At 41.2% G+C, this 11,421-nt stretch carries 7 protein-coding genes and 1 pseudogene; 3 read left to right on the top strand and 5 right to left on the bottom strand.

Features of this window, described 5'->3' with window-relative positions:
• Nucleotides 1-7 precede the first annotated feature (7 nt).
• Nucleotides 8-1,270, bottom strand: coding sequence for an ABC transporter substrate-binding protein (locus Q0541_RS19125; RefSeq protein WP_298913625.1), 1,263 nt, complete (start codon nt 1,268-1,270; stop codon nt 8-10).
• Nucleotides 1,271-1,582: 312 nt separating this feature from the next.
• On the opposite strand from Q0541_RS19125, the pseudogene Q0541_RS19130 reads away from it, so the two are divergent.
• Together Q0541_RS19130 and Q0541_RS19135 are read left to right on the top strand one after the other, a co-directional pair.
• Nucleotides 1,583-1,773 (top strand): annotated as a pseudogene (locus Q0541_RS19130) (IS4 family transposase); the annotation flags it as partial.
• Between the two features lie 106 nt (nt 1,774-1,879).
• Nucleotides 1,880-2,182, top strand: a complete 303-nt coding sequence (locus tag Q0541_RS19135) for a Dabb family protein (protein WP_298913628.1) — start codon at nt 1,880-1,882, stop codon at nt 2,180-2,182.
• A 261-nt stretch (nt 2,183-2,443) separates the two neighbouring features.
• Here Q0541_RS19135 and Q0541_RS19140 read toward each other — a convergent pair whose 3' ends face one another.
• The 3 genes from Q0541_RS19140 to Q0541_RS19150 form a co-directional block, all read right to left on the bottom strand.
• Nucleotides 2,444-2,770, bottom strand: coding sequence for a DUF6464 family protein (locus Q0541_RS19140; RefSeq protein WP_298913630.1), 327 nt, complete (start codon nt 2,768-2,770; stop codon nt 2,444-2,446).
• A 225-nt stretch (nt 2,771-2,995) separates the two neighbouring features.
• Nucleotides 2,996-3,493 (bottom strand): hypothetical protein, encoded by a 498-nt coding sequence (locus Q0541_RS19145; RefSeq protein WP_298913633.1) that lies wholly within the window; start codon nt 3,491-3,493, stop codon nt 2,996-2,998.
• A 316-nt stretch (nt 3,494-3,809) separates the two neighbouring features.
• On the bottom strand, nt 3,810-6,446 hold the full coding sequence (locus Q0541_RS19150; RefSeq protein WP_298913636.1) for a TonB-dependent siderophore receptor: 2,637 nt from the start codon (nt 6,444-6,446) through the stop codon (nt 3,810-3,812).
• Nucleotides 6,447-7,798: 1,352 nt separating this feature from the next.
• Here Q0541_RS19150 and Q0541_RS19155 point away from each other — a divergent pair.
• Nucleotides 7,799-9,688: a transketolase gene (locus tag Q0541_RS19155; RefSeq protein ID WP_298913639.1), complete on the top strand. Its 1,890-nt coding sequence runs from the start codon at nt 7,799-7,801 to the stop codon at nt 9,686-9,688.
• A 347-nt stretch (nt 9,689-10,035) separates the two neighbouring features.
• Here Q0541_RS19155 and Q0541_RS19160 read toward each other — a convergent pair whose 3' ends face one another.
• Nucleotides 10,036-11,067, bottom strand: coding sequence for a 1-acyl-sn-glycerol-3-phosphate acyltransferase (locus tag Q0541_RS19160; RefSeq protein WP_298913642.1), 1,032 nt, complete (start codon nt 11,065-11,067; stop codon nt 10,036-10,038).
• Nucleotides 11,068-11,421 lie beyond the last annotated feature (354 nt).

Here is an 11,421-nt window from a genome sequence, read left to right on the forward strand (position 1 = left end):
GTAGCAACTATTTGAGGAATAGGAATTTACCCTGACTACCGTCTTTTGCCATTTTTATTTGGGCAACATAGAAATCTTTTTGAACAACTTCACCTAGAGGAGTAAAACCAATTTCACCCAGTGGTGTATTGTATGTTCCGACAAGAATCTGTTTGTTTAATTGCGTCCGCAATTCTGGTAGCTGTAATTTGTTAACTTTGCTATTTTTATCTAAAGCTTGGAGTGCTTCGACATAAACCTGCACTGCTGCAAAAGCTTGAGCGCTAAATTGGGGTGGCTCTTTTTTATATTCGTCAGTATAGGCTTTATGAAATGCTGCGTTAATTTCACCTGGATGTTCTGGACTGTAGGCTTGAGCAATCAACACGCCATCACAAAGTGCCTTACAAACTGTCAATAGATTCGATGTGTTTAGACCATTTCCACCAACAATTAAACCTTTATAACCCAGTTCCCGCAATTGTCGCACTAAATTACCACCATCAGCAGCCAAACCAGAAATAATGATTAAATCTGGTTTGAGATTAATTGCATTGGTAGCTTGGCTTTGAAAATCTGTATCACTGGTTTGGAACTTTTGGACTGTTACCAATTCCAGCCCTTGATCCTTAACTGTTTGCTGAAAAATTTCTGTTTCTGACTTGCTAAATGCATCATTTTGAGCATAGAAAACTGCGACTTTTTTCAGTTGGGGGTTTTGCTTAAGTGCAGCTTTCACCGAATTAGGCGCAACGATGGAAACTGGTGCAGAAACACGAGCAATGTAATCTCCAATTTCGGGAATGTTTTTAGCAGTATTCGATGGCCCAAGAATTGGTACTTTTGCCCGTTCGCCAATAGGATCAGCACTAAAAGCTTGCTGTGACAAAGTTGGTCCCACAATCCCAATAACTTTATCTTTGTTAATTAAAGTTTGAAAAGCGTTAATTGCCCCTGCTTCATCACCGCTAGTATCTTGAAACACTAATTTAATTGGAGTGCCATTAACACCACCTTTACTATTGAAATACTTCTCGGCAAGTTTGGCTCCAGCAACTTGCTCTTGACCTAGTAATGCTACATTGCTAGTTTGGGCAACGGCAATACCGATAGGAATAGCACCCGACAATGCACCCGTTGTCGCTGCTGTATTGGTTGCAGTGTTATTTGGGGTACTATTTGGACTATTATTTGGAGAATTTGTCACAGTGCTAGTGCCACCACCACAGCCTGTTAGTAACAAAGCGCAAGTTGATAATAATGCTGTTGTCCGAGCGATCGCGTTGTTCATCGTTAAATAATCATGTAGTTATTAGATATTCGGCAAAAGCTAATAGTAAATTTTCTAATCTGCAAACAAAATGACGCAGATTCACACTTTTGCACGAATTCTATTAAATCATTCTTATTTGACCATGCAAAGCCAAATTTTCAAAGTGTTTGTCAATACAAATTGTAATTAGCCGTGATTTTACCATCCCAGGTAAAACAAATTTTTACCTAGATTTTACCTAAAGTTTACTTTGGTAGAGTTTAATTCAACCTGTGTTCATGCAACGGCTGATAATAGCAGTTCTATCTGCCAGGGGTAAAAAGACCCGTCCAAGTCATCGACTACTACAAATTGCGTTTCCAGATTGAGTTTAACTTCCGTGATCCCAAGTAATTTTGGGGTTTGGAAGAGATTTCATGACTAAGAGTCAAACGGCGGTGACTAACGCGGCAAATCTCTCATTTTTTATGGTCAACTTGTCCCATCATCTTCTTGCTAATTTCCATCAACACATAGCCTAAAATGGATCAAGTCGAGTTTAGCGTTAGTTTCTCAACGACTCCCCATTGACAAGATTTGAGCAGTATACCACTAATAATTGTACAAGTATAAACAAGGAAATTTTAGATGCCTCTAATTCAACATATAGTTTTGTTAAAATTTCAACCACAAACTCCTGCTGAAAAGATTGCAGATATATTTAGACATCTCCAAGAAATTACGAAATTGATTCCTGGTATCACTTACTTTACAGGTGGTAGATATTCCAGCAACGAAGGCTTGAATCAGGGTTATACGCACGGATTTTTAATGACTTTTGAGAGCGCTGCTGCCCGCGATGCCTATTTACCCCATCCTATTCATGAAAAAGTCAAAGTTGAAATCTTATCGTGTATTGATGATGTCATCGCATTTGATCTTGAAGGCTGAACTACTCACACTCAATGCGAAGCGGTGAGCTTCTGATGGGGGAGGTGGTGAGGCTGTTCTTTAGCAGGGAAAGTTGGGGACTTGAACAGGGTGATTATTTTTTAATATATAGAAAGACCCATTGAAGAAGGCAGTTCTTGCTGAAGGTTCCATTTAGAAGGAGATTCAAACCCCTCTGTCAGGGGAGCCACAAAACAAAAAAATTTGAACCTATCCCACTAATAAGATTTTCTGAATCCAGATTTAGTCAGGTAAAATTTATTAAGTCTTTTTTTCACTACCAGCTGATCCCTTAGGTTCGTAGTGACGGCAAACGTTACATGGGCCGTCGGGATTGACAGCACAGCGGATATAGCCAGATCGGGCATTAAATTTGCAGCTGATATCGCCAATCAGATAACCCACCCCTTCTAAATAATAGCGATCGCCTTCAACAGGTCTAATGTTGTGTCGTCCCTGCACCATTGGAAAATTCATCGCTGCTTGCCTGATCCGTAAGCGCGATCGCATAAAGTTTTTGCGGATCATCCACAGGGAAAACAGGGACGGTAAAAAACCAACGGCAATCACTAAAAGTGTCTTTAACACCTTGTTTTACCTCTTCTGTGCGCTGATTGATTATCCCTGATGTTGCACCTGGTTTTACGGAAGTGCAAATATTAGGGCAGCTTTGCCTATTTGCCACCAACTGTGGCTGCAATTAGCAATGGCAGTATGGTATATAGCAATTTTGAAAAAGAAGTTCCTTCTGCCACTTCAATCAGCATAACTGTTAAATCTTATGGGTCAGCTGCCGTTGAATGTTGATAATTATTAAGATTTGTTGACTAATACCTTTTTAAGGAAGCGTTTTGTGTCAGCCTCAGCCCCACTCTTGTTTTTTCTGTGTCGCTGCGATGCTAATCTTTTTTTGGTTTGCTGACGAAGTTGCCGTGCTAGTAGGGTTGCTTCTCTTTCTGCTCGGAATAAATCAACTCTTCGCGTCGTCAGAATAAATGATTCGTCTGGCTTTCGTTTCACCCAAGGGACGCTAATTGACTGCCAAATACAAATATTTTTGCATTTTAGAACTGGGTAACGTTTTTGAGTATTAAGTGTGTTGGCGATCGCTTTCAACTCCAATATCGCTGCTTCTAACTCTCCCGCCATCTGATTGATGCGTTCGACTTGTGCTAGAAAACGCTCCCGTTCACTGATGATTTTTTCCTCTTGGGGTTGCAGTGGCACTATAGCAGTAGTTATAGCTGTAGGCTGCAACAGCGAAACTTTGAGCAAAATGGGCTTTTTGTCTGTATCTTCGATTTTTTTCATACTACCTCAAGCAAGGCTAGCTGACTTGTAAGGCATTTTAGCAGCATAATAGTATATTTGTACTAAAGAAATATATTTACCTTGAACATCAGCGATGTCTACGACGAGCTTCTCTAGCTTATGCAAAGTGCTGTATGCTCCGAAATGCTTGTTTTAAAGGAAATCTCTGAGTCAACACTTCTCGGTTAAGCTTTAAGCAGTGCTGAGAACGGAGAATTTAAGTTGTTGACTATAATTTCCAGTTCCTCTATAGAAAAAGTGAATGCTCTACGCTTCATCTTGAGGGATAGAAGCGTAGGATGCCCAAGGGGTTTGCTCAAAACTGCCAGGAAATTGTGCCCTGTATTGTCAGGGGATCGCCAGGTATAATCCGATTTACGTTTTGTGCAGAGACAAAATAATCAGTGTCGAACAAATTCTTGATATTGATCGCAGCTCGGTAATTGTCCCGCTTGTAATAAATAGCTGCATCTGTGCGTACATAACTAGGTAACTCAACCGTGTTGGCTAAGTCGGCTTGCCGATCTCCGTAGTAAAAAGCTCCTAAACCGAAGCCTAATCCTTTTAAACTGCCGGATTGAATTTCGTAAGTTGTCCATATATTGAGCGCATGTCTTGGTACATTATTCAGTTGATTACCTACTGGTAAGTCGTTATCTTTTGTGATTACTGCATCAGTGTAGGCATAGCCGGCAATGACGTTCCACCCCGGTAAGATTTCGCCAGAAATATCAAATTCAATCCCACGACTGCGCTGTTCCCCAACTATAATTGTTAATCGAGGATCATTTGGATCTGAGGTTGGCAGATTCGTACGAGTCAAATCATAAAATGCCAAGGTTGCAGCTAATCGGTCACTCAAATCTGCTTTAACCCCGATTTCATACTGCGTTCCTCGCTCCGGTTCCGGTAGAGCTGCACCGAATGCAGATGTCGCTTGGTTAAATGAGCGGCTATAGCTGGCGTAGAGTGAGAGCGGTTGAATGGGCTGATAAACAATGCCAACACGGGGGCTAAAAGCTTCTGCTTGCTTAAAGTCGCTTGTTTGAGCAATTAAATCCTCATACTTTTGATTGGCAATATCAAAGCGTCCACCCAAAAGTACTTTTAAGTTTTCTGCTAGGGTAATTTGATCTTGAAGGTAAAAACCTAATTGTTGCACTCTATTTTTGATATTAAAATCTGGAACACTAGCTTCTGTAGCAGTTCCGTACACAGGATTGAAAACATCAAGAGGAGTAGTGTCATTGAAAAGAGCTTTGGAATTAGTGTCTGTTTTGCTCAGGTTAAATCCAGCGACTAGCTCATGCTTGATACTTGCTGTTGTCAACTTACCGACCACAAAATTGTCTAGATTATAAGCATTTTCATCGTAGTCAAAATCCTCAACAGCTCTTTCTAATGTACGCAAATCATCTTGTAATCCGTAAGAAGCTACAAGATTTCGTCTTAGGCGAAACAAAGAAGTCTGAAAAACGCTCCGCGCTTGCCAGTTATCGCTAAAGCGATGTTCAAAATTATAGCCAATCCGAAATGCACCATTAGAGGTGTCATTAAGATTAGGCTCACTCACAAAACGATTACGAGGAATTTTGCCATTGGGGTTAGGCAGGACGCTTCCCCGTGCCGGTATCCCAAAATCATAGGGTCCCTCTGCATCAGAATAGCTTGCTTCTAGGGTCAGCTTTGTTCTGTCACTAATTTGCCAGCTTAAAGTCGGTGCAATTAGATATTGCTGTTGCTCATAGAAATCAATAAAGCTTTCGTTTGTTCCAGCAGAAGCATTCAAGCGATACAACACCGTTTTACTGTCATTCAACGGACCCGATAAATCAATTGCACCGCTATAGGAATTGTAGCTGCCAGCAAAGGCTTCCACGAAGTAGAACGGATCGCGCAATGGTTGCTTCGTCACTAAGTTGACTTTGCCGCTGAGTCCGCCTTGACCGAATAGAACTGAAGCGGGTCCTTTGAGCACTTCAACCCGCTCAATATTTGAGCCAAACCCGACACTGCTGATTGAACGGTCTTGTATCCCATTGAGTAGAGTCTCTCCAAAAGCATCAAAGCCCCGAATTTTGATGACATTGAGAGGATCGCGAGGGCTTCGACTTCCTACCACGACACCCGGCACATTTTTTAACACATCTGTGAGACGAGTTGCTTGCTGGTCTTTAATTACCTGTTGCGGTACCACCTGAATCGATTGGGGAATATCGCGTAACGGTGTATCCGTTCGGGTGCCTACACTAGTATCAGGTACGCGATAGCCGTCTTGCTCACCCGTCACTACCAACTCAATCGGCTCATCCTGCTGTGTCGATGGTGTCTGGGGGGGTGTTTCACTTGCTGGCTGCTGTTGTTGAGGCTGTTGTGGTGGAGAAGTCGCAATTGCAGCAGAAGTTACACCAAAAACCAGACCTGCATTATCATCGAATAACTCAACCGTTGGTAAAACCTTCTCACCCACCACCGTTACTTGCACAGTATTTGCGTTCACATTCGTTACTGTTATCTCAATAATTCCCGCGAGTGGCTTTGACGAACGAAATGTGAACGTTTCACCATTAGGTAAACGCAGTTGTGAGTTAGGTATATCAGCAATAAAGTTATTTCCAGTACTGCGATTTGTGATTTGTAGTTGCGCCCCTTTGTCAGTCTGTAAAATTACCTCCACACCTTTTTCAGTGGGAGTAGCTTTAACTCCTGTAACCTGCACAATTTCTGATAAGGGTGCTGGCAACTGCACTCGTCTTTGAGCGCTAGTCTTGGGATGCTCTATCTCACTGAGTTGGCGAATCTCTCTAATTGACCTAGAATTGCGTTGTACAGATGCGACAGACTTACTTTCTACCTCTTGCTTGGGTATTTCTTGAGCAGTGGCGCTCATTGCACCCCAAAACAAAATAGAACTTGCCACGAAGAAAATTTTCGATAACAGCTTTGGTTTCATTTACTATTCCACACACCTGTCTATATCATCTGACTGAAATAATGTCAATAATCCAGCAAATAGCTGCTTTACTATTGAGAGCAATTAGTATCAAGTAAAAAAAATATTACAGCTAATCAATAATAAATTACAAGTATTTGTCAGCTTTTATTCACAAAGGGAGTTGAATAATCCCAAAATAATCTCTGAATATGGCAATTGTTTAGCTATTTTTATTCAGCAATATACATTCGTTAAAATTTAGCTAAGATGATGAGCAGTTTATCAAGAGGTTTGGAACATAAAATTTTTCTGTTGGCAGATGACTCCCAATATTTCTCGGTTAAGCCAAAAATTAGGTAGATTAACTGTTATTCCCTAGCAGGCGATCGCAATTTTTTGGATATGGCTGATATGAGAAATTAGGGATGAACTTGCTTCTATAGCATCAGGGCAGAACCAATCCCATTGTCAAAAAAACTCCTTCAAAGTTTCGATCCAAAAAACTACTTCAGAGAGTAACTGAAAATCCTCTCAACAAATTAATTTTTCTGTTATCAGTACTGCTCAGAGTTGAAATGAGAAGTATTCATATCTGAGTGAGAAGTAAGCGATCGCATTTGCATTTGGTAAGAATATCTTAGAACAGCTTGAATCCAAAGCAAAGGTTTTAGGAATTGAAAAGTTATTTACACAAGCCAGTATTACAGCTAAACCTTTTTTTGAAAGCTAGAACTTTATTGTTGTGAAACAGCAAGAGGTAGAACGAACGTAGAGGGCAAAAGCTGATAAAGTTTGTCATGGTAAAATCAATTTAATAATTACTAAATTGGTTTGATTCAAAACAGTAGTTTCGACGGGTGTAATCCGCTAAAGAGTATTTAAGCTGCAAAGAATAAGGGCTACCGCTGACTAAAAGTGAATTATTTTATAAAAATGAATTACATTATTCAGCCATTAGTTGTCAAAAAATAAGTATTTTAAACAAAAACGACTTTTTTATCTCGCTGTAATCTTGAATTTTTTGTTTATCAAGAAAGAAAATACTGAATCTAGTGGAATTAGTCTTGTATACCCTAAGAAATAAAGCTTAGTTATTCCATTAGAAAGAAGCCAGCGTAGCTCTTACTATCTAAAGTAAACTTAGGGATATTGAAATAAATCTCTGAACAAGTGTTTAGTTGGATTTGTGTCTGCTTCTGGTTAAAAAAGACACTATTCATCACCAAGTCAAATTCAAAAAGAATAATCTTTCTTTTTACCTAGAGTGCGTTAGCATTTTTTTCGGTAAAATAGCCAAGTCTAGCCAAAACACGAGTGATGAAACAAAGGATTCGCCACAATACCCTTGATTTTCATTTAGGAATATTACTATGACCACACACGAGCAACTAGACCAATGGCATGAACTAGCACAACAGTTGCGTATCGATAGTATTCGCGCTACAACCGTTGCTGGTTCAGGTCATCCTACTTCGTCCATGTCAGCCGCTGATCTGATGGCGGTTTTACTCTCCAAATATCTCCGCTACGATTTTGATAATCCACATAACCCTAATAGCGATCACTTCCTTCTCTCTAAAGGACACGCTGCACCTCTACTCTATGCCATGTATAAAGCAGCGGGGGCAATTACCGATGAGGAGTTATTGTCGCTACGGCAATTTGGTAGCCGTTTAGAAGGACATCCCACACCAGTCTTACCTTGGGTTGATGTGGCGACTGGCTCATTGGGACAAGGATTACCAATTGGTGTGGGGGTGGCTTTAGCAGGTAAATATTTAGATCAACTTCCATACCGTGTCTGGGTATTGCTGGGTGATAGCGAAACAGCTGAGGGGTCAGTATGGGAGGCTTTTGATCATGCCTCACACTCCAAACTAAACAATCTGATCGCCATTATCGATGTCAATCGACTAGGGCAACGCGGTGAGACTGAACTGGGTTGGAACACACAAGCCTATGCTGCGCGTGCTAGAGGCTTTGGCTGGCACGCAATTGAAATTGATGGTCACGACTTGACAGAGATTGACCAAGCCTTTAGCGCTGCTTTGAGCATCAACGATCGCCCCACGGTAATTATCGCCCGCACAAAGAAAGGCAAAGGTGTGGCTTCTGTGGAAGATATAGGTGGTTGGCATGGTAAAGCATTCAAACCCGACCAAGAGAAAGAGGCGATCGCGGAGTTAGGTGGTGAACGCCACATAATAATTCAAGTCAACAAACCCGAAGAACAAAGCCAACCTGCTGCAACAGGGAATGCTCAACCACTGCAACTTTCTACTTATGAAAAAGGTGCAAAGGTCGCAACACGTAAAGCATATGGTGACGCTTTAGTGGCATTGGGAGCCGCTCAACCCGATGTAGTTGTCCTTGATGGCGAGGTGAGTAATTCCACTTATGCCGAAGATTTTGCCAAAGCCTATCCTGAGCGCTACTTTGAGATGTACATTGCTGAACAACAACTGATCGCAGCAGCGGTGGGTTTGCAGGTGCGAAAATACAAACCCTTTGCTTCCAGCTTCGCAGCCTTCTTGAGTAGAGGTTACGACTTTGTGCGAATGGCGGCTATCTCTCGTGCCAACATTAAATTAGTGGGTTCCCATGCTGGGATATCCATTGGTCAGGATGGCCCTTCACAGATGGCACTGGAGGACTTAGCAGCCTTCCGGGCGGTGTGGAGTAGTACTGTACTTTATCCCAGTGATGGCAATCAGACGGCTAAACTAGTGGCGCAGATGAGCGATCGCAATGGCATTGTCTACCTCCGTACCACCAGGGAAAGCACACCTGTAATCTATGGCTCTGATGAAGAATTCCCCATTGGTGGTAGCAAAGTAATCCGTAGCTCTGAGCAAGATCAAGCTACAGTGATTGCGGCTGGTATTACTTTACATGAAGCACTTAAGGCTAGCGATCGTTTAAAAGACGAAGGGATCACGGTGCGGATCATAGATGCCTACTCCGTCAAACCTATTGATGTAGAAACACTTCATCAAGCTGCACGCGATACCAAGGGGAATTTAGTCGTGGTTGAAGACCACTGGATGGAAGGCGGACTAGGTGCGGCTGTGCTTGATGCCTTTGCTGGTACTAGTAGTATTCCTACTTACAATGGCCCTCAACTGCGACTAATTAAGTTGGCAGTGCTTGATATGCCAAGTTCCGGCACCCCAGAAGAACTGCTCCATGCTGCCAAAATTGACGCCGATGCCATTGTTGAAGCGGTGAAATCGCAAGTCAGACAGCCAGTAGGGGTATAAGACAATACAGTTAAGTTAAGGATAATTGTAGGTTGGGTTGAACATTCGTGTTACCCAACAAATGCCCAAAAATGTTGGGTTTGGTTCCTCAACCCAACCTACACAATATATTTTTTGATTGATTCTGATACCGTTTCTTTGTAAAACTACATATATTTACTTACCCCCCGGCTACGCCGTCCCCCCTTGGCAAGGGGGGACTTGTTATGTGCATCTTCATACAGAATTGGTATGAGGCAGAATGGTAACGAAGCGGGAGATTTAAAAAATGTTGGTAATGACAAGCTTTTAAGGGAGGAACGTCTAAAGCACCCTTTTAAAAGATTGACTTAAATCCACTCGTAGGATTAAATTTCTCTCAATAACTGATTAATTTTATTTTGCAGTTTTTCGCATAATTGTTGTGCCTGCCGATAAGCTACTGTACGCTCTTTGTTTGAATAGTTGTACAATTCTGCTGGTTCTATAGGCTGAATAAAGTAACGTAGGCGAGTTCTCATTGCCCAAATTCCCATTGAAGGAAACAGAATTAAGACAAACATTAAAGGCGAGAAAGGCAAGAAGGGTAATTTGACTAGTCGTTGCAATTTCTCTAAATTAACAGTCCAAGGATGTAAAAATTCACTGCCGATGCAAACTACTGGGAGAATGGGAATTTGATAGCGATCGCTCAACTTAATAAAACTTACATCAAACTTTTCTAATTGATAGCGTCTTTTCCAACCTTTCAGAGGGCCACGGATACCTTCGGGTGCATATAAGAGAATTTTATCTTGAGCCATCGCTGCCTCAAAATCATCTAATTCGGCTCGCACACCACCCAAAACCTGTGACCATTTAGATGGTAGCCACCAAATCACCCAAGGATGCTCAAATAAAGCTGGACTTGCTACGGGTTGTACCACCCATCCTCTAGCTTCACTTAATAAATAACCCAAAGTCAAAAAATCCCAAGGAAAACACATCCCTGCGTGATTCATTGCCACAATCAATGGCCCTGTTGCCGGCAAGTTTTCGACTTGTTGCAATTCTCCCCGAAAATAGTATTTAACGATGGGGCCAACAACTTCTTCACCAAAAGCTTGTTGATATTTGGGATCAAATTCACCAACTTCTTTTTGGGGTGAACGAAAACCAAGACGCAACCAACGACTTAGCAACGCCAGATAAAATCCGCCAGGAATTAAAAATAATCCATATTCTAGCCAATTCCAACCGTCTGAATCGGTGTGATAGTGTTGCCAATGCCGGTTGAATAAAATTAGCCAGCCTGGAGGATACCAAAGACAAAACCAATCAAACCAGCTAAATATATAGCCTTCACCTGGTGTATTTTCCAGTTGACTGTTGAGCAGGTTTTCGGAGTGTTGATTAATCAAAACAGTTAAAGTTCAGGCAAAAATTTTATTAAATGTACATTATAGCTTTATAGTTTTGCCATTGGCAATCTTACTATATTTAAAATTAATTACAGGTTTGGAAATACATTTCAGATTTGGTTACCAAAATTAACGATAATTTGGAAAAATTTATATATGCAAACTATTAGAGAAAACTTATGTATCAAGGTTATCTATAGCAATCATAAATCAAACGCACAAAAACAAGATCCCCGACTTCGTAAAAGTTGTCGTGGATCTGCGGATTACAATTCTCACAAATCAAATAGGATTGCTATATATAGCAATCCTAAATCATTTGTAAAAAATCACAGTTGTTGATACTCTGAACAA

This window comes from uncultured Nostoc sp. (assembly GCF_937863485.1).
Taxonomy (GTDB): domain Bacteria; phylum Cyanobacteriota; class Cyanobacteriia; order Cyanobacteriales; family Nostocaceae; genus Nostoc.

Excerpts from the sequence above, each read along its gene's own strand:
- Q0541_RS19125 (WP_298913625.1), bottom strand. The coding sequence starts at position 1,270 with ATGAACAACGCGATCGCTCGGACAACAGCATTATTATCAACTTGCGCT.
- Q0541_RS19135 (WP_298913628.1), top strand. The coding sequence starts at position 1,880 with ATGCCTCTAATTCAACATATAGTTTTGTTAAAATTTCAACCACAAACT.
- Q0541_RS19145 (WP_298913633.1), bottom strand. The coding sequence starts at position 3,493 with ATGAAAAAAATCGAAGATACAGACAAAAAGCCCATTTTGCTCAAAGTT.
- Q0541_RS19150 (WP_298913636.1), bottom strand. The coding sequence starts at position 6,446 with ATGAAACCAAAGCTGTTATCGAAAATTTTCTTCGTGGCAAGTTCTATT.
- Q0541_RS19155 (WP_298913639.1), top strand. The coding sequence starts at position 7,799 with ATGACCACACACGAGCAACTAGACCAATGGCATGAACTAGCACAACAG.